Origin of the sequence: Metabacillus sp. 84 (assembly GCF_050107715.1) — a bacterium.
Lineage (GTDB): Bacteria > Bacillota > Bacilli > Bacillales > Bacillaceae > Metabacillus_B.
Window position 1 is genome coordinate 374632 of sequence record NZ_JBNILN010000001.1, and the last position, 22922, is coordinate 397553.

Annotated in this window: 24 protein-coding genes; all 24 read right to left on the minus strand. The window is 43.6% G+C overall.

The features are described from left to right. Window positions 1–40 precede the first annotated feature (40 nt). The gene (locus ACQCV8_RS01900; protein WP_426842844.1) at window positions 41–481 is read right to left on the minus strand and encodes a swarming motility protein SwrAA; all 441 of its coding nucleotides are present in this window, start codon (window positions 479–481) and stop codon (window positions 41–43) included. 296 nt (window positions 482–777) lie between these two features. Beyond that, entirely contained in the window at window positions 778–2247 is a 1470-nt protein-coding gene (locus ACQCV8_RS01905) for a S41 family peptidase (protein WP_426842845.1), read from the minus strand. A 181-nt stretch (window positions 2248–2428) separates the two neighbouring features. Beyond that, entirely contained in the window at window positions 2429–3823 is a 1395-nt protein-coding gene (locus ACQCV8_RS01910) for a murein hydrolase activator EnvC family protein (RefSeq protein ID WP_426842846.1), read from the minus strand. Window positions 3824–3896: 73 nt separating this feature from the next. Next, on the minus strand, window positions 3897–4787 hold the full coding sequence (gene ftsX / locus ACQCV8_RS01915) for a permease-like cell division protein FtsX (protein WP_426842847.1): 891 nt from the start codon (window positions 4785–4787) through the stop codon (window positions 3897–3899). After that, window positions 4780–5466 carry a cell division ATP-binding protein FtsE gene (gene ftsE, locus ACQCV8_RS01920; protein WP_426842848.1) on the minus strand — a complete coding sequence of 229 codons (687 nt, stop codon included), beginning with the start codon at window positions 5464–5466 and terminating at the stop codon, window positions 4780–4782. Before ftsE ends, ftsX begins: the two co-directional genes overlap by 8 nt. A 294-nt stretch (window positions 5467–5760) precedes the next feature. Beyond that, window positions 5761–6069, minus strand: a complete 309-nt coding sequence (gene cccB, locus ACQCV8_RS01925; RefSeq protein ID WP_426842849.1) for a cytochrome c551 — start codon at window positions 6067–6069, stop codon at window positions 5761–5763. 47 nt (window positions 6070–6116) lie between these two features. After that, on the minus strand, window positions 6117–6983 hold the full coding sequence (locus tag ACQCV8_RS01930) for a YitT family protein (protein WP_426842850.1): 867 nt from the start codon (window positions 6981–6983) through the stop codon (window positions 6117–6119). 399 nt (window positions 6984–7382) lie between these two features. Continuing rightward, on the minus strand, window positions 7383–7739 hold the full coding sequence (locus ACQCV8_RS01935) for a hypothetical protein (protein WP_426842851.1): 357 nt from the start codon (window positions 7737–7739) through the stop codon (window positions 7383–7385). A gap of 142 nt (window positions 7740–7881) precedes the next feature. Next, window positions 7882–8980 (minus strand): peptide chain release factor 2 gene (gene prfB, locus ACQCV8_RS01940; RefSeq protein ID WP_426842852.1). Its coding sequence is split into 2 segments (ribosomal slippage): window positions 7882–8916 and window positions 8918–8980, totalling 1098 coding nucleotides; the frame shifts between segments, so codons are not numbered across the junction. Window positions 8981–9092: 112 nt separating this feature from the next. Next, window positions 9093–10025 carry an alpha/beta hydrolase gene (locus ACQCV8_RS01945; RefSeq protein ID WP_426842853.1) on the minus strand — a complete coding sequence of 311 codons (933 nt, stop codon included), beginning with the start codon at window positions 10023–10025 and terminating at the stop codon, window positions 9093–9095. Window positions 10026–10204: 179 nt separating this feature from the next. Then, complete coding sequence (secA, locus tag ACQCV8_RS01950) at window positions 10205–12718, minus strand: preprotein translocase subunit SecA (RefSeq protein WP_426842854.1); 2514 nt, start codon at window positions 12716–12718, stop codon at window positions 10205–10207. 394 nt (window positions 12719–13112) lie between these two features. Further along, window positions 13113–14375, minus strand: a complete 1263-nt coding sequence (gene arcA, locus ACQCV8_RS01955) for an arginine deiminase (protein WP_426842855.1) — start codon at window positions 14373–14375, stop codon at window positions 13113–13115. A gap of 241 nt (window positions 14376–14616) precedes the next feature. Continuing rightward, window positions 14617–14970, minus strand: a complete 354-nt coding sequence (locus ACQCV8_RS01960) for a hypothetical protein (protein WP_426842856.1) — start codon at window positions 14968–14970, stop codon at window positions 14617–14619. Beyond that, window positions 14967–15272: an antibiotic biosynthesis monooxygenase family protein gene (locus ACQCV8_RS01965; protein WP_426842857.1), complete on the minus strand. Its 306-nt coding sequence runs from the start codon at window positions 15270–15272 to the stop codon at window positions 14967–14969. Before ACQCV8_RS01965 ends, ACQCV8_RS01960 begins: the two co-directional genes overlap by 4 nt. Window positions 15273–15465: 193 nt before the next feature. Next, window positions 15466–16035: a ribosome hibernation-promoting factor, HPF/YfiA family gene (gene hpf / locus ACQCV8_RS01970; protein ID WP_426842858.1), complete on the minus strand. Its 570-nt coding sequence runs from the start codon at window positions 16033–16035 to the stop codon at window positions 15466–15468. Between the two features lie 206 nt (window positions 16036–16241). Continuing rightward, window positions 16242–16634, minus strand: a complete 393-nt coding sequence (locus ACQCV8_RS01975; RefSeq protein ID WP_426842859.1) for a hypothetical protein — start codon at window positions 16632–16634, stop codon at window positions 16242–16244. A 530-nt stretch (window positions 16635–17164) separates the two neighbouring features. After that, complete coding sequence (locus ACQCV8_RS01980) at window positions 17165–17365, minus strand: hypothetical protein (protein ID WP_426842860.1); 201 nt, start codon at window positions 17363–17365, stop codon at window positions 17165–17167. A 227-nt stretch (window positions 17366–17592) separates the two neighbouring features. After that, window positions 17593–17943 (minus strand): flagellar protein FliT, encoded by a 351-nt coding sequence (locus ACQCV8_RS01985; RefSeq protein WP_426842861.1) that lies wholly within the window; start codon window positions 17941–17943, stop codon window positions 17593–17595. Further along, entirely contained in the window at window positions 17943–18344 is a 402-nt protein-coding gene (fliS, locus tag ACQCV8_RS01990; RefSeq protein ID WP_426842862.1) for a flagellar export chaperone FliS, read from the minus strand. Before fliS ends, ACQCV8_RS01985 begins: the two co-directional genes overlap by 1 nt. 16 nt (window positions 18345–18360) lie before the next feature. Further along, window positions 18361–19857, minus strand: coding sequence for a flagellar hook-associated protein 2 (locus ACQCV8_RS01995; RefSeq protein ID WP_426842863.1), 1497 nt, complete (start codon window positions 19855–19857; stop codon window positions 18361–18363). A gap of 18 nt (window positions 19858–19875) precedes the next feature. Beyond that, window positions 19876–20220: a flagellar protein FlaG gene (gene flaG, locus ACQCV8_RS02000; RefSeq protein WP_426842864.1), complete on the minus strand. Its 345-nt coding sequence runs from the start codon at window positions 20218–20220 to the stop codon at window positions 19876–19878. 117 nt (window positions 20221–20337) lie between these two features. After that, window positions 20338–20832 (minus strand): DUF5381 family protein, encoded by a 495-nt coding sequence (locus ACQCV8_RS02005; RefSeq protein ID WP_426842865.1) that lies wholly within the window; start codon window positions 20830–20832, stop codon window positions 20338–20340. Between the two features lie 13 nt (window positions 20833–20845). After that, window positions 20846–21640, minus strand: a complete 795-nt coding sequence (locus ACQCV8_RS02010) for a hypothetical protein (protein ID WP_426842866.1) — start codon at window positions 21638–21640, stop codon at window positions 20846–20848. Window positions 21641–21652: 12 nt separating this feature from the next. Then, on the minus strand, window positions 21653–22918 hold the full coding sequence (locus ACQCV8_RS02015) for a hypothetical protein (RefSeq protein ID WP_426842867.1): 1266 nt from the start codon (window positions 22916–22918) through the stop codon (window positions 21653–21655). Window positions 22919–22922 lie beyond the last annotated feature (4 nt).

A 22922-nucleotide genomic window follows, 5' to 3' on the forward strand; every position in this document is an offset into this window, starting at 1 on the left:
AATGGAATGAATATGTTACGGAACCGGTTTTTTGAAGCGATTATTTAAGGTTGCCCCAAAGGGATGAATTAGATAGCGAAAAATCCAGCAGCGGCGCTTCAATTTTTATATGTAACGTATCTTCGAGCAGCTGCATAGATCGTTTAATGTCGCTGAGACCGAGAGACAGCCTTTTGTAATTGGCCGTTAAATACTTGAAGTACTCCTCTATGATCTCCTCTTCAATTTCTCTCATTTCTTTCACTTCCGTGTAATTAGCCAGATACATGCAAAAAAGATGCAGCCATTTTGAAATCTTGGCATTTGAAACAAGTGATGGCTGCAGCTGGCCCTTTAACTCTTTCATCAGCTTGCGGTATATTTGTTCTCTCATCACACTAGCCCTTTTCAATGATAAACCCCCAATATCGTGTGTTGTAGAACAGCGTCTCCTTCCATAGTAAATACAAATTCCAGGTTCAACAACTTTCGAAAGATGCATTTTTTATGTAAAAGCGCCTAAAATACGGCATGTAAGGCAATTATAACTAGGAAAAAATGGATTAAACAATTCTTCCCTCTTAAATATGTTTCGTAAGTATGACATATTTTACGATTTTTACATGTTTAACAGGTCTTTTGTTGCCGGCTTCTTTCCAGCTGCTATTCTTTATCCGCCAGAGTAATGTCTTCCATGTGTCAGAATCTGTGACTTGCTTACCGGTCAGCAACTCCCACCTGTACTATGGCCATGCAAAAACGAGCAGGCATCAGCCTGCTCGTTTAAGATTTCATCATTTAGAATAAAACCTTCATTGCTGCTTGAAGCTGTCGGTCCTCTTCTTTGTTTAGACGTTTCAGTGCCGCGGTTTCATTAATTTTTGAAACGGTTTTTTCATCCAATATTCCAGAGGCCGCTAATCCATTCTTTTTCTGGAATAGCTGAACAGCTGCTTTTGTGGAGCTGCTGAAGTACCCATCTGTCCGGCCGGGGTCAAACCCCAGTGCTTTGAGCAGTCCCTGGGCCAATTGAATCTGTTCCCCATTCGTATCCTGAGCAAGCGGTTTATCCGTTTGAATCGGAGCGGCGTAGTAGTATTCAGGCTGTCTGACCTCGACAGTTGGAGCGACACCCTTTTTATGGATCCAGTTTCCGTCCGGCGTAAGCCATTTGTAAAGCGTTAATTTGATATTGCTGCCATCTCCCATCGGCACAGCCTGCTGAACCGTTCCCTTGCCGAAGGACGTTTCACCGACAATTGGATATCCGCCGGCTTCCTTCAGAGCGCCAGCCAGAATCTCCGAAGCAGAAGCACTGCCTTTGTCAATAATTACACTGACAGGATAAGCTTTCTTTTCTTTAAGTGTCGAGAAATACTCCGTTTTTTCTCCAGAGCGTTCAGCAATTTGAATATATGGATGACCCTTTGTCACAAATTGCTTCAGAATCTCCTCAACACTTTGCAGATAGCCGCCTGGATTTCCTCTTACATCTAGGACAAGCCCTTGAATTTGCTTCGCTTCAAGATCCTTTAGCTGCTTAATAAAATCATCTGCTGTTTTCTCTGCAAAAGAGGTGATTTCCATGTAGCCCACTTTTTTGCCTTCATAGGTTTTCACTTCACTAAAAACGGTCTGAACCGGAATGGTGTCTCTTTTTACGGAAAAAGTTAAATTTCCCCTGGTTCCCGGACGGTTCACTTCGATTATGACATTTGTCCCTTTTTTTCCCCGAATCTTAAGCACCGTTTCATTTAAATCAAGATTCCTTATAGAGTCACCGTTAATGCGGATGATTTCATCATTAGGCTGCAGCCCTGCTTTTGCTGCCGGAGAACCTTTGAATGGGGAAACGATAATGATGTGATCATCGCGTTTTCCCACCTCAGCCCCAATCCCTTCAAAGGATGAGTCAAGCGAGTCTGAAAACTGCTTGGCTGTTTCTTTATCCATATAAACGGAATAGGGATCCTCGAGCTTTGAAAGCATGCCTTGAATGGCCCCTTCCATGAGTTCTTCCTGATCGATTTTCTCCACATATTTAGATGAGATCAGCTCGTATGCTTTTTTGATTTTTTCCATGCTCTCTGCAGCATCCGCATTGGTGTCAGCCGCCGGCTCTGCCGAGGCAGGCTCTGCATGAATCTTTTCAATTGCTGATGATTCTGCTTGCTTTTCCCTTTCGAGAAGCTCTATGCCGGCATACATACTTCCAGCTCCAGCCATCATGGCTGCCGCGAGCATTAGAGCGGTTATCTTCTGATTCATCCTGGTCCTCCTTCTGTCTGCCCTTAAACAAACGTTTCATTACATTTCGTACCGGTGCTCCTGATAGTATATGCAGGCTTGTACAAAACATGTAAAAATTGGGAGATGTTTAGAGTGCAGCGAATTGAGGAAATAAAAAACAGACGCCCTGTTAAAGGACGCCTGTCATTCTATCAGACCATTAAGGCAAATATTTTCTTGGGTTATCAGCGCTTCCTTTACCAGAGTATCCTCCTGGATGCACTTCAAAGTGAAGGTGAGTTCCTGTAGAACCTCCCGTTGTTCCCATGATTCCAATCTGCTGCCCCTGGCTGACAGATTGTCCGCTTCTGACATTCATTGAATCCAAGTGAGCATAGACCGTTGTATATATTTTCCCGTTAATGCTGTGAGTGATAAAGACAACATTTCCCCAGCTGCTGGAATAAGCTGCACGGACTACTGTACCTGATGCTGCTGCGCGAATTGGTACATTTCCATTTGCGATATCAATACCGCCATGGAGCTTCTTCTGGCCAGATATCGGATGCACACGCATGCCAAATTCAGAGGAATGTCTTCCCTGTGCGGGCCAAATGAACATACCATTTCCGCTCGGAGTTGGAGCTTGGGATGCTTTTGGAGCGGGTGCACTTGAAGAGCTGCCTGACGACCTGCTGTTTGACTGGCTGCTGCTGGAAGAACTGCTATTTCTTGCTTCCGCTGCTTTCTGTTCTGCTGCTTTTTGTGCGGCTGCTTTTTGTTCAGCTTCTTTTTTAGCTGCTGCTTCAGCTGCCGCTGCTTCGCGTTTGCGTCTCTCTTCTTCTTCTTTCGCACGCTGGATCTCCTGCTTAACAGCTGCCTCCTGATCCTGAAGGAATGCGGACTCATCTTCCAGCTCGTGCATTTCATGTTCAGTTTCTTTGTTTTGTTTTATAACTTCCTGCATCACAGAGTTTTTCTCTGCTGACTTTTTATTCAGTTCATCCTTCAGTCCTTCAAGCTCTGTTAAAGAATTCTCTAAAGATTGAAGGGTCGAATTTAGTTTTGCTTCTGTTTCCTCAAGTTTCTTTTTATCATCTTCATGTGCTTTTAAGATATCATTGTCAGCTCCAATAATCGTGGACACTGCGCCGACTCTTGAAATAAAGTCACCAAAGTCCTGAGCACCCAGAAGCACATCTAAATAGCTTCCCATGCCGCCATTTTCCTGCATTGCACGTGCGCGTTCCCTTACTATTTCATTTCTTTCTTTAATCCGCTGCTTAATTTCCTCAATTTCCGTTTTCAGGTCTTCTATGTCTTTTTTAGCCTGATCAACTTCGGTCTGCTTATCCCGGATTTTTGCGTTAGTTTCAGTCATTTCCGTATCAATTTGCTTGATTTCTGCGTTAAGCTCTTCTTGCTTCTTTGTTAATTCATCTATTTTCTTTTTCTTGCCTGAAAGGTCAGATTCGACCCCGGATTGCTTGTCTTGAATGTTTTTCTGTCTCTCTTCTAAAGTTTCTGCATGGACCCGATCGCTGCTAAGCGGTATTAGAACGCCATTTACCGTGACGATGGCAGCGACCCCAAAAGTTAAAAGCTTTCTTTTCACCTTGTTTTCCTCCCCTGTCTCTATGTAAGGCAGCGGCAGACTGGCCTTTGAAGCCAGTCCGGCCCTTTTTGCCTTATACTCTCAAAAACTTTCTTACGGACATCAGACTTCCCCATACTCCTATCAGCGCCCCGATAAGAAGCAGGATGAGGGATACCTGCCATACGAACGGATAGAACGGCAGCAGCTCGGCAAAAGAGTTGGCCAGCTGCGGTGCGGCCCATTCATATAAGCTGCTGTAGGCAAAGACGAGTATAACGATTGGAATGGCTGCTCCAAACGTTCCGAGCATTAGTCCTTCCAGGAAGAACGGCCAGCGGATAAACCAGTTCGTGGCCCCTACCAGTTTCATAATCTCAATTTCCCGCCTGCGGGCAAAGATTGTGATTTTAATAGTATTTGATATTAGGAACATCGCTGTAAAGACTAAGCCGATAATCAGCCCGATCCCAATATTTCTTGCTGTATTCAAACCGCTGAAGAGCTTTTTCACTTCATCCTTGCCGTAATTGACTTTATAGGCGCTGTCAAGTTCTTCGATCTGTTGAGCTATTTTTGCGGTTTCCTGAGGCTCTTCTGCTTTCACAATATAAGCATCTCTGAGCGGATTTCCCTGATCTCTCAGCTCCAGGGCTTCTCCCTGCTCGCCAAAGTTCTGCTGAATTTGGTCAAGCTCCTTTTCTTTTGATGAAAATTCAACACTGGCAATTCCATCTACACCGTTGATATCCGTTTCCAGCTTGGTTCGTTCCTCTTCGGAGGCTGTCTCATCCACCAGCACTTTGATCAGCACATCATTTTCGATGTTATTCGCAAAGTGGTTGAGGTTCATCATAATGACGAGGAAGGTTCCGACCAGTATAAGCGTGACAGCAACTGCACTTATGGATGCAAAGGACATCCATGCATTTCTGCCGAGGGATTTAAGACTTTCGCGGAAGTGACGGCCCAGGGTTTTAATCATAAATACCATACTCCCCTCTGGCCTCATCACGGACAATCTTTCCGTCTTCGACTGCAATGACCCTCTTTTTCATCGTATTGACAATTTCACGGTTGTGCGTCGCCATAACCACTGTCGTGCCGCGGTTATTAATTTCTTCAAACACATTCATGATCTCCCATGATGTATCAGGATCCAAATTTCCTGTAGGCTCATCCGCAATCACCACACCCGGGTTATTGACAATGGACCTTGCCAGAGAAATACGCTGCTGCTCTCCCCCTGAAAGTTCATCAGGAAAACTTCTGGCTTTATGTTTAAGCTGAACTAGATCCAGCACTTCCATTACGCGTTTTTTAATCGTTTTGCTGTTCTCGCCGATTACTTCCATAGCGAACGCAACATTTTCATAAACCGTCAATCTTGGCAAAAGCTTAAAGTCCTGGAAAACGACCCCGATGCTTCTTCGCAGGAAGGGGACCTTGCTTTCCTTCAGCTTTCCGAGATTCACTCCGTTTATGACTATTTTACCAGAGCTTGGCTTTTCCTCACGGTACATCATCTTGATGAAAGTAGATTTTCCGGCTCCACTTGGTCCGACTACATAAACGAATTCACCCTGGTTAATCTTCACATCAATTCCATTGATGGCGACTACACCGTTTGGGTATGTTTTAAATATCTTCTCCATTTCAATCATGCAAATCACCCAAAACTAGTTTTTTTGTATCATTTATTTCAACTGCGATTATTGTTGCTTATTGTCGATTGTATAAACATAGTCCTATTACCAAATCTTTTCTCACAACGTCCATTATAACACCAACATTCGCCAAAAATAGCCCCAATTATATTACATTTTCATTTCAAGGCTGTAAAAACAGTAATGTTTTTATTGAATTTGGGTATAGGTATTTGGAGGTTTCTACAGAAAGAAAGTTCCATATTTCGACATCCACTCTAAAAAACAAGAGATTCCCGGGTCGGGAATCTCTTATTTTTTTTCAGCAAGCCATTCTGCCACTTTTTTAGCGTCTTCACCCTCCAAAATCCCCCTGGGCATAATGCCCTGGCCGTTTTGAATGATACTTTCAATTTCTGCCGCATCGTATTCTGCTCCGACCTTTATCAGGCTGGGACCGGAAGATCCTTTAAGATCAGCTCCGTGGCAGCTTGTGCAATTTTGCTTAAATAACTGCTCGCCATCTGTTGCAGACGGTTCAGAAGCAGATTCTCCGCCTCCGCCGCAGGCGGTTAACATGATCGATGTGCCGAATATAAGTGCAAATGCTTTTCTTTTCAATGGAGCAGCCTCCTATCAAGCTGTATATCGTTACCATTATAACCTAGTCACGCCCGCTTGAAACCCTCTCCCAGCACCTCTGAAGCATCCATAACGACTACAAAGGCAGACGGATCAATAGATCGGACCAATTGTTTCAGTTTTGTGAATTCGGTCTGATCCACTACGCACATGAGAATCGGTTTTTCTATATCTGTATATCCTCCGAAAGCTGATACCTTCGTAACTCCTCTGTCAATCTTCTTTAAAATGGCTTGTTTAATTTCTTCTTCATGGCTCGTGATCACCATCGCCATTTTGGAACGGCCGAGCCCGATCTGCACGATGTCGATGGTTTTGCTCGTGACATACAGCCCGATTAAGGCATACAATCCCCCTTCAATGTCAAAAGCAAAGGTAGCGGCCAGCACAATCATTCCGTCAATAATTGCTACACACGTTCCAAGCGTCAGGCCTGTGTATTTATGAATAATTTGAGCAGCCAGATCGGTCCCGCCTGTGGAAGCCTTTCCTCTGAACACAAGGCCTAACCCGAGTCCTACTCCTATTCCTCCAAAGAGTGCTCCAAGCAGCGGGTCTCTCGTTACAGGCTCCATATCCTTTGAAAGATAAACGATGAAAGGCAAAAAGAGCGTACCGATCAGGGTTTTAAAACCGAACTGTCTTCCTAACAGTACAACTCCCGCTACAAACAATGGAATATTAAAGGCCCACTGTACATAAGCAGGCTCAAAGCCGAATGCATCATTTAAAATCGTGCTGATCCCGCTTACACCGCCGGAAGCCACCCGGTTCGGCAGCAGGAATAGGTTAAAGGCAAGCGCTACGGCAGCTGATCCTGCAAGGATATATACATACTCCAGAATTTTTGCTGTGATTGGTTCCTGAGTAAAAGACCGCATCCGCTGTTTCATATTAAATTGTCCCTCCAATGGAATACTTAACCAGACAAGAGTATAGCACCGGTGAAGCGCGGTGTAAATGAAGGCAGAGTAAAGTGATAAAGTGCCAAAGTATTTTCCCCCGGTGATTAAAGAATTATACGGCTTTAGACCTGAAGCTCCTGCCAGGGAGGGGCATGGCTGCGTCGAATTCGGGGCGAGATGATTGAGGGGGCGAGCCGGAATACTTGCTTTACGAGCGGCTGGAGCGACATTTCCAGCGGAGCCTTCCCGGTTGCGAGCCGGACGGGGTTTCCGAAAAGGAATGCTTAGTTTTCGAACGGCTGGAACGTGGTTCCGAGCAGAGCCTCTCTTGCTGAGAGCCGAGAGCCAAACAAAAAACCGGCTTTTGCCGGCTTGTCCAAAAATGGTTTATATTTTTTTCGGTGCTTTTCCTCGAAGGCAGGCTAACAGGGTGAAAACTGCTAGGATCAAAAGACTCGCATCCAGACATAAGAATCCAATTCCCATGGCCCATTCGGAGGCATGAAAGCAGCGGTATACGATGACAGAGAAAAATAGCGTCCCGCTTGTTGCCAAAAAGGTTAATCCCCAGAGATAGACCGTTTTTTTGGCCCAGATCATGAATAGTAAACCGCCTGTCCCGAAAGCAATAGCTACTGCGTAGGAGGACTGTTCTGTATGATCGGCAAGGAAAATCCCCGCTGCGCCAAATAGAAATCCGAAAAACAAGAGCACGGATGCAATCACTTTTATGACAGATTTCAACCTTGTCACCTCCCGGTTCGTTCGTTTGTATAGTCTATTCATACCCACCTGTTAGCAGGGTGGAAACATGAAAAAATCTGTTACATGCACCTGCCTCTGTAAGTTTAAAAAAGAAAACACCCGGGCAAGGGTGTTTTCCTGATTATAACTTAGATCGTAAATAGGAATCAATGAAGGGATCAATTTCTCCATCCATAACGGAATGAACATTTCCTATTTCCGTGCTTGTTCTATGGTCTTTCACCATAGAGTAGGGATGGAAGACGTAGGAGCGGATTTGACTTCCCCATCCAATGTCTTTTTGTTCTCCGCGAATTTCAGCAAGCTGTGCTTCCTGCTCCTCAATCTTCTTTTGGTAAAGTTTCGCTTTCAGCATTTTCATGGCATGCTCGCGGTTTTTAATTTGAGATCGCTCGGTTTGGCAGGATACGACCACCCCGGTTGGGAGATGGGTAATTCGGACGGCGGAATCAGTTGTATTGATATGCTGTCCGCCGGCTCCGCTTGCACGGTACGTATCGACCTTTAAGTCTTCCGTGCGGATATCAATTTCGATCTCCTCATTAAACTCCGGCATGATTTCGCATGACACGAATGAAGTATGACGGCGTCCGGATGAGTCGAACGGAGAGATGCGCACGAGGCGGTGGACTCCTTTTTCCGCCTTTAAATAGCCGTATGCATTGTGCCCCTTAATCAAAAGCGTCACAGATTTGATTCCTGCTTCATCTCCGGGAAGGTAATCCATTGTTTCAACTTTAAATCCTTTTTTCTCTCCCCAGCGGGTGTACATGCGAAGCAGCATAGAGCCCCAGTCCTGAGACTCTGTTCCGCCTGCTCCAGGATGCAGTTCCAGGATTGCGTTGTTTTTATCATACGGTTCACTTAGCAGCAATTGCAGTTCGAATTCATTCATTTGGGAAGACAGCTCTTTCAGTTCCGAGACGAGCTCTTCCTGCAATTCTTCATCCGGCTCTTCTTTTAAAAGCTCCAGTGTAACCTGCAGATTTTCGTATGACTCACTCATCTCGTAAAACTGATTCACTACATCCTTTAATCCGTTCGCTTCATTAATAACGACCTGTGCTGCATTCTGGTCATTCCAGAATGCAGGATGAGCCATTTCTTCATCTAGTTCCTGAATGCGGGCTTCCTTTGATTCCAGGTCAAAGAGACCCCCTGAAGTCAGCTAATCGCTTAGCTGTTTTATCTAATTCCTGACGAATTTCTACTAAATCCATTTCAGTCACCTCGGGTATTTTTTTACGCTATTGTTTAACATAAACCACAGAGATTAAAAAGTCCAGCGTAGCTCGTACCTGTTCCCGAACCCATGGTCTTTTCCCTTTGTTCCTATTCAGAGCATTCTTTCAAAAAAGACACGATTCGCTGTTCATATTCCGGTTTGTTCAGACGGTATGCTTCAATATGCCCGCCCATTTCAGGCTGCCAAAGCTCCAGTGAATCATTTGCCTGCTTCATCTTTTCGCTTTCAGTGCAGGAAATAGCCGGATCATTTTTAGCATGAATAATCATAATTTTTTTATCTTTCGCCTCTCTTACCACCTCAATCGGCTTCACCAAGTGAGGCTTAAAGCCAAGGAAATTCAGCTTTGTTACATATGAGGAAACTCTGCCGATAAAACGTGGGAGCTTTGTCCAATATTCGAACGAATCCATTACATACGTATCGAGACTCGCAAATGGACTGTCAGCAATAATCCCTTTAACATCACTGTGCATACATCCCGTCAGCAGTGAAGTACTGGCTCCCATGGACCAGCCGATCAGGACAATATGGTCCATTTCCTTCACATGCTTTACAAAATCAATCGCACCATTTAAATCAAGCTGCTCTTTTAAAGCAATCGTTGTTTCATTCCCATCGGATTCACCGGCATTCCGGAAATCATACATAAGGACATTGTAGCCTTGAGACTGAAAAACCTTTACAAGATCAAATATAGGAAACGGCATATTATAGCGGTTCAGTCCATAGGCATGAGAGAAAATAACTGTTTTCCTGCTATTCTCAACCGGCATCCACCAGCCTTTAAGGGTTAAACCATCCGAGCTTTTAAAATGAATTTCCTCTGTCCGGATTCCAAAATTCTCCGGGTGTTTTTTCAGGGCAATCTTTGGAGGGTGCATGGCTCTCCAAATGATATATGAACTTAAACCATAAAACGCATTCGCTGCAACTAATCCTAAACCCGATCCCAGGTAGGCTGCCCTTCTCCAGCGGTTTGCCTTCTGTTTAATCGGAAGTACTGCTTGCTGTTCCACTTTCACATTATCCTTTCATTATAGTCTTCACGTATTTATCGCCATCATCGATCTACTTATAAGTAATTTCGTAAATTTATTGTAAAGAATAATATTATACAATGAATCCTGTGGTTTTGCCAATCTTCGACATTAAAAAAGACCTATCCGTTTGGACAGGTCTCTATTGTTTTACTGCATTATTTACCGCAGCAATTTTTATATTTTTTTCCGCTTCCGCACGAACACATTTCGTTCCTGCCGATTTCAACTACTTTACGGGCTGGTTTTTTCTTTGGGGCTTCGCCTTCGCCTTCTTTCGGATGAACAGCGGTTTGGCCTTTAGCCACTTCTTCACGCTCAAGGTTGCTTCGGATTTCTGCTTTCATGATGTACTTGGCAACATCCTCTTCAATCGAAGCAATCATCGCTTCAAACATGGCGAAGCCTTCCATTTGATATTCACGGAGTGGATCGTTTTGTCCGTACGCACGCAGGTGGATTCCCTGGCGAAGGTGATCCATTGCATCAATATGGTCCATCCACTTCGAATCAACGGCACGCAAAACGATAACCTTCTCGAATTCGCGCATTTGTTCCGTTCCAAACGCTTCTTCTTTTTGATCGTATTTCTCCTTCGTTTTTGCAAGAATCACTTCTTCAATTTCCTCAGTATCCTTGCCGCGGATCTCATTCAACTCAAGTGCGCCTTCTTCGAGCAGGTTTCCATTCACATATTCCACGAGCGATTCAAGCTCCCACTCTTCCTCAACGACCTCTTTAGGAGTGTAAAGGGCAACTGTCCGCTCAATAGCAGATTTGATCATTTCTTCGACAATACCGCGGAGGTTTTCAGAGTCGAGTACGTCAAAGCGCTGTTTATAAATGACTTCACGCTGCTGGCGAAGAACATCATCATACTGAAGGAGCTGCTTACGGGCATCAAAGTTGTTGCCCTCCACCCGTTTTTGGGCGGATTCTACAGCACGTGAGACCATTTTGCTCTGGATGGGCTGAGTATCGTCCATTCCTAGACGGTCCATCATGTTCATCATATTTTCAGAGCCGAAGCGGCGCATCAGTTCATCTTCCATTGAAAGGTAAAATTGAGTGATACCCGGGTCTCCCTGACGTCCGGAACGTCCCCGGAGCTGGTTATCAATCCGGCGGGATTCATGGCGCTCCGTTCCAACAACGGCTAAACCGCCTAAATCCTTTACACCTTCACCGAGCTTAATATCGGTACCGCGCCCTGCCATATTGGTAGCAATCGTAACGGCTCCTTTTTGACCAGCCTTCTCAATAATCTCCGCTTCACTCTCATGGTTTTTCGCATTCAGCACATAATGCGGCACGCCTTTTTTCTTAAGAAGCTGAGAAATGAGTTCAGACGTTTCAACGGCGACCGTCCCAACCAGAACAGGCTGTCCAACATCGTGGCGCTGCGCAACTTCCTCTACAACTGCCATGAATTTCCCCTTCACGGACCGATACACAAGATCCGCACGGTCATCACGGACGATATCGCGGTTCGTCGGGATCGCGACAACACTCATATTGTAGATGTTGCGGAACTCTTCTTCCTCTGTTTTTGCTGTACCTGTCATCCCGGCAAGCTTTTTGTACATACGGAAATAGTTTTGGAAGGTAATCGTTGCGAGCGTCATGCTTTCATTTTGTATATCAAGGCCTTCTTTTGCCTCAATTGCCTGATGGAGTCCTTCACTGTAGCGGCGGCCTTTCATCAAACGGCCGGTAAAGGAATCAACGATCACGACTTCTCCATCCTCCACAACGTAATCCACATCATTCTGCATGACAACCTGCGCCTTAAGGGCCTGGTTTATATGATGGTTTAACGTAACGTGGGAAATGTCAAAAAGGTTTTCAATTCCGAACGCACGCTCAGCTTTTGTAATCCCGTCCTCTGTCAGCTGAACGCCTTTCGTTTTTACATCAAACGTATAATCGTCTTCTATTTTCAGCATGCGCACAAACGCATTTGCCTGCATATAAAGCTTTGTGGATTTCGCAGCCTGTCCGGAAATAATAAGCGGTGTACGCGCCTCATCGACCAGGATGGAATCCACCTCATCAATGATGGCATAGTTAAGCGGCCGCTGAACCATTTCTTCTTTATAAAGGACCATGTTGTCGCGAAGATAATCAAACCCAAGCTCATTATTCGTTGTGTACGTTACATCGGCGGCATACGCAGCACGTTTTTCATCTTTTGTAAGCTGATTTAAATTCAAGCCGACCGTTAGACCGAGAAACTCAAAGATTTTCCCCATTTCAACGGCATCACGGCTGGCGAGGTATTCATTCACAGTTACAACATGAACACCTTCACCGCTTAACGCGTTTAAATAAACCGGCATCGTGGAAGTGAGAGTTTTACCTTCCCCGGTTTTCATTTCAGAAATATTTCCTTCATGAAGGGCAATCCCCCCCATGAGCTGTACCTTAAATGGATACATGCCGGTTACCCGGCGGGATGCTTCGCGGACTACCGCAAAAGCTTCATTTCTAAGCTTATCAAGTGTTTCCCCTTTTTCAATACGCTGTTTAAATTCTTCTGTTTTAGCCTGAAGCGCCTCATCTGTCAGCTGTTCCATCTGAGTTCCGAGCGCATCTATTTCATTCGCCATTTTCTCATAGCGGCTGACTGTGCGTTTATTTGGATCGAACACTTTATTCAAGATACCAAGCATATATAAAAACGCTCCTCTGCTGTTAAATATCAATTCGTTCTTACAAATTTTGAAAACACATCGAACTATCGTTAATTCTAACACTATTCATTCCCGCGGACAACAATATACAGAGGGATGGAAGATGGCGGGATACAGGCTTTATGGAGAGATTTTAGATTCAGAAGCAGGGCTGTTTGAGAGGATGGAGAGGCACTGCCGGAGATTTCATGCCGCAAAAGCGTGAGGATCGGCACGGTGTAAGACTTTGTAAACGGGGGTACCGAATGAGGTTCCAAAGCTTCCATCCTTTAGCGAAAGCAGAGTCAGACACCTCTTACGCCGAAGTCTCAGTTCAAATATCAGAGTATGGCCGCGCCAAATAAAAACCGGCCCCATTACAGGGCCAGCCATTTTAAATATCTTCACGAACCAGCGGCATACTCATACAGCGCGGACCGCCCCTGCCCCGTGACAATTCAGAGCTTGGAATATCGATGACTTCAATGCCATGCTCCCTCATGATCCGATTCGATACGTAATTCCGGTTATAGGTCACGACTACTCCAGGCGCAATCGCAAGCGTGTTCGAGCCATCGTTCCACTGCTCTCTGGCAGCAACGATCGCATCTCCGCCTCCACAGGGGATCAGCGTTACATCATCAAGGTCAAGCACTTCTTTCAGTGTCGCAATAAGATTGGTGCGTGAGGAAATCGCTACCCGATTTGGATCTTCCTCATGCTTTTCTAAAACGTAAATGTTCATATTGCCACCCGGTCCCAGGATAGCCGGATGAATCGTGAACTTATCATAATCGACCATCGTAAATACAGTATCTAAATGCATAAAGGCACGTGACTTTGGAATTTCGATGGCAACGACCTTTTTCACCCGGTCCTGTTTTTGGAATAAGTTTAAGGCAAGACGTTCAATTCCCCGCGCGGAGGTCCTCGCACTTACCCCGATGGCAATCGTATCCCCGCTCAAAACCAGTTCATCCCCGCCCTCAACCGGGAAGTCGTAGTCGCGGTCAAGCCAGACTGGCACTTTGGATGCTGAAAAGCGCGGGTGATAGCGGATAATGTAATCCATGAAGAGGGATTCCCGCCTTCTTGCACCCTCATGCATTTTATTAATCGTAAGCCCGTTTCCGATGACAGCGGCCGGATCCCTTGTAAAATACAGGTTAGGCATCGGGTCTAAATAGAATGGATATTGATCTGCCATAAATTCGTATAAATGCCGTTTCCGTCCCTCATCGATTTCAGACGTCCTGACGCCTGCCATGATTTTGGAGACGAGCTGTCCACCCGGCAAATCCATCAAAAACTCCTTAAGGCTCTCACTTGCTCCATTGATGTTGGACTTGCTCTCCTTTAAAATCCGGTCAATAAAATCTTCTCTTGCATTGCCAAAATGAAGCGCTTCTTCCACCAGCTTTTCAAGATACAGAACCTCTATCCCTTGATCTCTCAGAGTTTCTGAAAATTGATCATGCTCTTCCTGTATGACAGGCAGGTATGGAATATCATCGAACAGCAGTTTATGTAATAGCTCAGGCGTCAAGTTTTCCACTTCTCTGCCAGGCCTGTGCAGCATAACCGTTTTTAGTGTTCCTATTTCAGACGTTACATGTAATGACCCCGTTGCAGCACCTGCGGTTACTGTTTGATTCATCGTGTCCTGCCTCCTTTTTATCTCCTTGTCTGTACCCGGAATCAGCAAAGTGATAACTTTCACAATGAATAATATTCTTCATCAGTAAAAATAGGATATTTATCTATATGTATATGAACAAAAAAACTTTTTCCACCAATCTGTTATTTTTTATTACAAGGGGCTATGAATACCTATGGAATGAAGAAGCATTTCTTCATTCCTGGAAATAAAAAAAGACTCCGGATTGTATCCCGAGCCCTTAACTCTTCACTAAGAGTAATTGATTTGCTTCTTCTAATAACCGCTTATAAACATCCTTCTCAGGAGAATCCACAGATTCAAGCGCATGCTCAATCCGCTCAAAATTATCGATTAAATGCTCACTTTTCATGCCTCTGGAGGTCAAAACGTTGTTCAGCCAGAGAGCATAATCTGTGAAGATTTTCGGCATATCCGCTGTATAGGCAGTTGCCAGATGCTTAAAATGATGCTCATTGTCTTCCCGGCACTTGCGTTTTCCAGCTTCCCCATAACGCTCATGCAGCTCTGGATAGTGCTCATAAATGCCAGCTACAACCTCGTCAATCACTTTATTTTTATGCTCATCCTTCATGTTGCAACCACCTCATACTTTTTTACAATCGGAACAATGGACGCAAGCTCTTGATCAGGATAGTTTTTTTCATGCTCGTGCACCTTTTTAAAGGCGTCACTTTGAACCCATTTCATATAATGATCCTTTGTTTCCCATTCTATTTGAACGGTCAATTCCCCTTTTTTCTTTTCATTTTGAAGCAGCTGGAAGGAACGGAACCCTTCGTACTGATCAACCATTTTAGAACGGGTTTTATAGATGGAAATGACCTCATCTGCTTTATTCTCAGGTACATGGAATGTAGAATGAACGATATACAACAACTTCATCTCCTCTTTTTGTATCCCTTTCAACCTACCATACTTTATAGGGCTTGCCCACAATGATCAGCCTCAAGATTTTTCCATTCTATTCACCATTATAAGGTATGAGATACCAATTTTCTAGTCAAATTGAACCACAAAAAAGAGGCACCTCATGACTCGGCGCCTCTTTTTCGGTTGCATTCAGATCTTATTCGTTCGGCTCAATGACGCCGTATTTGCCATCTTTACGTTTATATACTACATTGGTACGGTTTGTCTCTGCGTTCGTGAAAACGAAAAAGCTGTGGCCGAGCATATTCATTTGAAGAATTGCTTCCTCGCTATCCATCGGTTTCAGGGTGAATCGCTTCGTTCTCACAACCTCCATGCTGTCCTCATCTTCCTCTTGAGTCTGAACAGCGGTTGGCGTCTCGACCGGATTTCCATTAGCGAACATGAATTTAGCAGAATCCTGTTCACGGAACTTGCGGTTCACTTTCGTTTTGTGCTTCCGGATTTGGCGCTCAAGCTTGCTAGTTACAAGATCAATGGCTGCGTACATATCCCCGTTATGCTCTTCGCCGCGAAGGACGAGATTTGTCATCGGGATTGTAACCTCTACTTTGGATTCAATATCGCTGTAGTAGCTCAGATTCACGTGCACGTCAGCATCTACGGACTCCTGAAAGTACCTTTCAAGCTTCCCAATCTTCTTCTCCACGTAATCTCTTAAAGCTGGAGTTACCTCAATATTTTCCCCTCTGACATTGTATCTCATTAAAAACTCCTCCTTTGTAAAGGATATGTAAACTTACTTCTACTTTCCCCTCTAGTATTCCTGCTCAAACGTAAAATTAATGTGAATAAATCGTGAATTTTGTAAAAAAGTGTTGAACAGGCAGGAGGAAGGTCCTTACCGGGTGGGCAGGAAGCTAGAAAGGAAGGAATCACTTAAGAAAAAAACCGCTCACCTGAGATAAGCGGCTAATGCAGAATATACGGCTGCAGTCTTGTCTGAATTCCTTCCCTCCAGGAAATGAAGGCGGGGGCCAGCCGATCCTTTAAATACGTTTCGTACGTGAGGGGCTGAAAATACATAAACTCCAGATGATCCAGTTCATTAATGACTTCATCAAACCTTCGGATTTGAAGGGTTAGCTGAGGATCCTCTTCAGCCGTTTTATCCAGGATCAGCACGTTGGAGCTGTCAATATGATAAAAAGCCCGCATAATATCCGAAAAGACTTTCTCCGCTTCGTTCAATTCTAAACGATGGAAGCTCTCCAGCACATAATCAAGACCTTCCTGAACTGTGTTCAGCAAGTGATAATAGAAATGATAAAGTTCAAATCTCTCGTACTCGTTCAATTTATCCACCCTCGATATAGGTCTCTTATACTATATTTAATATCGGTTCAGGGAGAGAATTGTTGAGAGGAAAGAGCATTCAAAGCTAACATGTTTATCCAGTATTCCCGTTGATTCTATGAACCTTTCGAATCGTTAAGAGCCTTGTACACAAGTTATTGTTAAGCGGGATGCAATGAACTCCTATCATGTCTCACACGAAAGAAAGGAAGAGCAGTGGCGGGCAGTCCGGTCATTGCCTTATGTATTCTTACTTTTTGTGAATGGGATCTTTCTCTTTATGTATACTACTGCCTTTATGACTCTTATCTAATCTAAGATTCCCGATTTTCATAGGGGACTGTTATGAAGCAGGCGGATTTGTGTTTATTCTGGCGGTTATGATTCTGTTCAATTACGGGCTGTAGCCGCAGATGAAGAGTATGCTACTGAAGAACAGGTTCAAAAAAACATCAATGATTCTCTAAGACACATATAGGAACATCCGATCAGGCTGCTGCACCAATTTTCCTGGAGTCAGGCAGCCTAATTTTTTGAATCTAGAAAAGTTTATCTATCAGCAGATACCCTGCTACAATCGCCTGGGCTGGAAGCGCAATTAATACCATACAGCCATCAAAGCTGCAGCAGCCGTCTCCACAGCCATCCAGTCTATCCTTCTTCTCTTCTTTTTTATTTTTTGGAGGAAAAGGCTGCTTCGGTCCCTGGTTATGGTTGTTTTGATGATTGGTATAGTTCATATTCATCTCTCCCTCTATTTTCATGTAAGCTTTGTGCTACTCATTTCCTATAGGTTAATTCCCAGCGATAAAGGATAAAAAACCTAATTTATCCAACAAATTACACCATAACTCATTATAAGGAAAGAGTCTGAATGCCAGCAGTCCAAAAAGACTCATTTCCCAAAGCTTGTGAAGAAGAACAAATACCTAAAAAGCTCCCGGTTAAACACCCGGGAGCTTTTCTTTCATTTCCGCTTATCATAAAACATGCCATCAGTCTGAACAGATTGATAGGGATTTACATATTTGTTTGCGCCGTCTTTTGTTTTCTTCAGCCGCTGCATGTCTGCTTGGATAAATGTTTTAATGGCGGTCATCTTTTGGATGATTTGTTTATTCCACCTGTTCAGCTCCTGAAGAAGCTCCTGCTCTTTTACTGAGAAAGGGGGAGCCAGCTGTTTCATGATGGCTTCTCTTTCATTCAGCTTTACATCAATCTGCTCAATTAACGGGTCCCGTTCATCTTTTTCTGAGGATTGATCGAGCAGGTTCAGCAGCTGTTGTGTAAGGGAGTGGACATCCGCAACCGAGCTCATTAGACAGAGCCGCCTTGCTTATATTGCTGCTGGCGGTTCATTTGGATGACTTGCTTCCATGTATCACGGAATTCTGTAACATAGCCTTCTACCTCATCCAGTATGGATGTGTCGTTCCCCAGGTTGGCTTCCATAAGACGGCGGTTTATATATTCATAGAGTGCCATCATATTTTGAGAGACTTCCTGGTCCATATTTAAGGTAACCATAAGCTCCTGAATAATTTTTTGTGCTTTTTGAAGATTGGTGTTTTTCAGTTCAATTTGCTTTTGGTCCATAGCCGCACGCGCCTGCTTAATGAATTTAAGGCAGCCGTTGTACAGCATAAGGGTCAACTCACCGGGAGAAGCGGTGGTCACGGAATTTTGCTGATAGGCCTGGTATGGATTATTTACTGCCAAGTTGATTCACTCCTCATTAATATCCGCCGTTAAAGTTCATTAGCTGGGCGGATTGCTCGTTGGCGCGCTGGATGGCGGTTTCCATTGCCGTAAACTGGCGCCAGTATCGGTCCTCAATTTGAATGAGGCGGTCTTCAAAACGGTCGATTTGATTGTCCAGATTATCCAGGTTTTTTCCAATCGAAAATTTCTGTGTTGTCATTAAGCTGTTTCCAGCCTTCGTTTCCACTTTTGTAATCGTATCTTTAATGGTGCTGCGCAGACGCCCCGCTAGACCAGTGGTTTCGGGGGTTGCTCCTTTTGCATTAAAAAGTTCATAGACGGCATTCGGATTCTCTGCTATCTTTTCCCGGAGCCTCGTCTCATCGATGACGAGCTTTCCTTTTTCCATATAGTTCGAGGTCGTTTTGATGCCGATATCAGCTAGCTGGCCAAACCCTGCAATGTTTCCTGTACCATTTACCGGAGAATAAAAATCGGTTCTCATTTTGTTCAAACCGGAAGCAAGAATGGAGTCATTTTTAAGCAAGCCGCTTTTCGCTTTATCCTCCCACTGCTCAACCTGCTTATCGGAAAGCGAATCACGCTCTTCATCGGTTAACGGCTGGTAGCTGCGGTAGCGGTCTTCCGTAATTTCGCCATTGATTTTCCCGATGATTTCATTGTACTTATCAACGAACTTTACAATGGAATCCAAAATTCCATCTGTATCGGTGCTGCTTGATATGCTGACAGGCTTTGTTGTTTCCTGTTTAATTGTGTATTCAACGCCGTTCACATTAAAAGTGTTGGAGGTTTGCTCCATCTCATAGCCATTAATCGTGACAAGGGCATTTTTCCCCTCTTTATCCTTAACCATTGTATTGCTGGCATCAACTGACATTCCGAGACTTTCCAGAAACGCTTTGGTCGTGTCATCGGAGGCCTTAATTGCCCCGCCGGCACCTGCCTTATTATTTGAAAGAATGACACTTTCAAAGCCTTCACCATTTACAGTTGCCTTCATGGCAGAGACACCAAGTGAAGATGAATTAAGCTTCGACAGAACCTGTTCTAGCGTATCGGCTGCACCGATGGATACCTTCACTTCTCTTTCAGCAGTGGTTCCCGGATCGGTTACCTTAAAGACAAGCTCTCTTTCTCCTTGAACATAGGCATGTCCTGTATTAGATTTCCAAGAACCTGATTCTGCCAGGCTCGTCACACCGATGGAAGAAGAAAAATTTGCAGAGGCACTGATTGCTTTCGCACTAACTGCGGCGTCATTGGAGCTGCTGACCGATTTTTGATTAAAGGTTGACTGCAGGCTTAAGGAATTTTTGTTAATCGGACTGAGCATATCATCCAATTCCTTCAGCAGTTTATTCATGTCACGGTAGTTATCACGCTGCCATTCCAGTGTGGTTTTCTTTTGCTTCAGTTTATCGACGCCCATCCGTTCTGCTTTCATCAAATCGCTTACCATCTGGTCAATATCCATACCGCTTGCCAGACCGCCAATTCTCATTGTCATTATGATTCACCGCCTCATTTAGCTTTTTTCATCTACAAACAGACCAACAAATTCCGTCATGGCTGCATACATATCCAATACCTTTTTGTTCGGAATCTCACGGACTACCTCTCTCGTCACATCATCCACAACGGTCACGTAATACTCATTCAGCTTTTCATGAAGCACAAATTCTGTATGAGTATTGGCCGGTGCCATAAATTCATTCAAACTCGCTACAATTTTTTCAAGCTTTTCTTTTGAAGCCGGTACCGCTTCCTTTACTTGAACTGCCGAATTCATCGCCTGCACAGGATTCACTTTCACTGATTCTGCTTCTTGCGTACGTGGCATAGCTTGAGCAGAAATTGAATTAACCGCCATTATGGACACTCCTCAATTTATTCATCTAATGGTTATATCGGAGCGTTCCGGAAGTTGTTTATACGAATACGAAAAAACCTCCTTTTGGATTAGGAGGCTGGTAATGGTTGGATCTATTTAAACCCTGATTTGCTCATGATTCAAGTATGGAAGGATATAATCCCGTTTATAGGAGTTAAATTCCTGATCATTTAAAACATTGTAGGTTGGTATTCTAATTTTTTTATTTTGCTTTGTCAGGATGACCAGGTCATAGTAAAGCCAGGATCGAAGGGTCATTCCCCCATGCTGGACCGTAATATCTTTTATGTCACGAAGAGGCACGGATTGTTTTTTCGACTCTATTCTCCCGTCAGGTCCAGGAATAATTTTGAACAGAACCTTATCTCCAAAAAATACAGGCCCAGAATGGATTAAAAAGTATAAACCTAAAAAGGTTCCTAATACCCCCCCTGCCAGTCCGAGAAGGCTTGTTTTTAATCCTGAATTAAACGCGTCAATCATAAGCCAGCCGCAAACCAGGATGGCCACTGCTATTGCTGCTAATCCAAAGCCCACTAACCTGGGGTTTGCTTTTACTTCAATGGTGTCGGTTTGATTAATCTGCTTCAATAATATTCCCCTCTCAAGCTAACTGAAAGCTTCTATTTTCTGTAATGATACTTTTAAACAAGTCAGGGGTAGCAGAATTAAGCGTGAAAGCATTTCTCGCACTTCCAGTAATGAACCACGTATGATTAACACCTGGAACTATAAATGATAAGTTATGCAGCGCTTGGTCTTCCCCTTTATTAGTTTCAAAACTCATTACACTATCCATTTTTCCATTTCTTAGTTTTAAGTCATTAATAAATTCATGGACTTTTAGATTTTTAATCTCTGCAGAATTAATAAAGTCATTTACTTTTTGCTCATCCTCCTGAATTCCAACTAAAAGAGTTTCGAACAGTTCTCCGGTACATACAAATAGATCCTCTGCTGTGTCTGATGAATGCTTTACATCCATTAAAGCAGTTAAAACATGAACTAATTTATCATGATCTTTAAAATACTCAATCATATGTACCTGTTGATTATCCATGATCGAATGGAGATAGCACTCTGCTCCATTAAAATACCCGTTCCATGAAACCTGGTCTTGTTCATCTGAAAATCTGGAAGCTTTAATGCTATAGGAACTAAAACTTAAAACTTGAATAAATCCCGAATATTCCTTCTTTAGTATATACTTATTTTCAATGTATTCTACCATATCTTTAGAAAGCAAAGACCGGCAGGCCACTTGAAAAATAAGATTTAACTCTTCATCACTAATATTTGGATAATACATTTGTTTCATGGAAATACCCTGTTCAAATAAATTCTCACTATATAAGCAAAATAGCAATTCGTCTGAACTTAATTTAATTTTAGTTGTCATAATATTAGCTCCTTACCCAAATGAGAATGGATTTGATAAAAAGTCTTTTGCTCCATTAACCATAGAGGCTGCTGTATCTTCAACCTTCTTCAGTTCATTTTTTACTTTTTTTCCAGCATCATTGATCCCTTTTTCAACCATATCTATGCCTTTATTTAAGTGTTTATCCACTTCTTCAGTAACCTTGGACGCAACCGCAGAAGCTTTTTCGATCCCTTTCGATACATCTCCACCAAGATTCCTTATTCCAGTTATCCCGCTTTGAATTGTATCATCGTATTTTAGCGCCAAAGACTCTGCAGCACCTGCAGTCGCTTCGGCTATTCTTTCACCTACATAAGCTCCGGCAGCACCTCCTGCTGCTCCTCCTAAAACCGTACCTACAGGTGTACCGAAACTTCCTAGAGCTCCTCCAATTACAGTACCTACACCTGATCCGGCAGTAACCCAAAACGTTTTATTCGCAGCTTTCCCTACAGCTTTTGCATTTTCTCTTTTTAACACCTCTGGATTGTCCCCATATTTATTATAATTATCAGCGATTGTAACTCCTGCTCCAAATGTTTCCGAACCAGCTGTAACCACGGTAGTCAGGAGAAAGTTACCCTTAGCAAACTTTCCACCAGTTTTAACAACATCCATAAAAGATACTTTTTTTCCTAGATCGTCAACGCTCCCGTTAACCCAGTTCCGAACATTATTATTGAAATTTGCAGCATCGTCTGCAAAAAAACCAGTCATTCTCTTAAAGAGAAGTTCAGAAACTGACTTGTTTTTAAATCCCATCATAGTAGGAGATATAAAAGCTTTAATGATAGTTTTATATTTCGATTGATCAACCATTCTTCCGAAATCATCTAAAAATTGCATGTTTTTTACAATGAAATTCCCATCCGCATTGAGCAAAAATTGAGTTACACCTGAAGCCATATATTTGCCTGCCCCTAACATGGAACCGCCAAAAATCATCGCTGTGTTGTATTGATCGTAAAAATCATACAATTTCATTAAAATATCATCCTGCTCCACAAGCTTACCCCCGGCATCCCGAATATCCCTTTCGTGCTTATCCAGCCGCTCAATGACTTGATCGCTGGTAGCTGCCGTATTTCCCACACCGCTGAAGCAGTGTAAGTACTCCGGGGAGCAGTATTTAATGATGTTGTCCAGCTCGTCATCCAGTGTATCCGCCTGTTTTTCCAGAAAAGCCAGTTCTTTTACAATGCTGTTAGCAAAAGCCTCCAGTTTATCCGGATTGGCTTCTATTTTGTATCCCACTTTG

What these genes read in the sequence shown, in the direction of transcription:
- ACQCV8_RS01900 (WP_426842844.1), bottom strand. Translation starts at nt 481, where the DNA reads ATGCATCTTTCGAAAGTTGTTGAACCTGGAATTTGTATTTACTATGGA.
- ACQCV8_RS01905 (WP_426842845.1), bottom strand. Translation starts at nt 2,247, where the DNA reads ATGAATCAGAAGATAACCGCTCTAATGCTCGCGGCAGCCATGATGGCT.
- ftsX (WP_426842847.1), bottom strand. Translation starts at nt 4,787, where the DNA reads ATGATTAAAACCCTGGGCCGTCACTTCCGCGAAAGTCTTAAATCCCTC.
- ftsE (WP_426842848.1), bottom strand. Translation starts at nt 5,466, where the DNA reads ATGATTGAAATGGAGAAGATATTTAAAACATACCCAAACGGTGTAGTC.
- ACQCV8_RS01930 (WP_426842850.1), bottom strand. Translation starts at nt 6,983, where the DNA reads ATGAAACAGCGGATGCGGTCTTTTACTCAGGAACCAATCACAGCAAAA.
- secA (WP_426842854.1), bottom strand. Translation starts at nt 12,718, where the DNA reads ATGCTTGGTATCTTGAATAAAGTGTTCGATCCAAATAAACGCACAGTC.
- arcA (WP_426842855.1), bottom strand. Translation starts at nt 14,375, where the DNA reads ATGAATCAAACAGTAACCGCAGGTGCTGCAACGGGGTCATTACATGTA.
- ACQCV8_RS01960 (WP_426842856.1), bottom strand. Translation starts at nt 14,970, where the DNA reads ATGAAGGATGAGCATAAAAATAAAGTGATTGACGAGGTTGTAGCTGGC.
- hpf (WP_426842858.1), bottom strand. Translation starts at nt 16,035, where the DNA reads ATGAGATACAATGTCAGAGGGGAAAATATTGAGGTAACTCCAGCTTTA.
- ACQCV8_RS01980 (WP_426842860.1), bottom strand. Translation starts at nt 17,365, where the DNA reads ATGAACTATACCAATCATCAAAACAACCATAACCAGGGACCGAAGCAG.
- ACQCV8_RS01985 (WP_426842861.1), bottom strand. Translation starts at nt 17,943, where the DNA reads ATGAGCTCGGTTGCGGATGTCCACTCCCTTACACAACAGCTGCTGAAC.
- ACQCV8_RS01995 (WP_426842863.1), bottom strand. Translation starts at nt 19,857, where the DNA reads ATGACAATGAGAATTGGCGGTCTGGCAAGCGGTATGGATATTGACCAG.
- flaG (WP_426842864.1), bottom strand. Translation starts at nt 20,220, where the DNA reads ATGGCGGTTAATTCAATTTCTGCTCAAGCTATGCCACGTACGCAAGAA.
- ACQCV8_RS02010 (WP_426842866.1), bottom strand. Translation starts at nt 21,640, where the DNA reads ATGACAACTAAAATTAAATTAAGTTCAGACGAATTGCTATTTTGCTTA.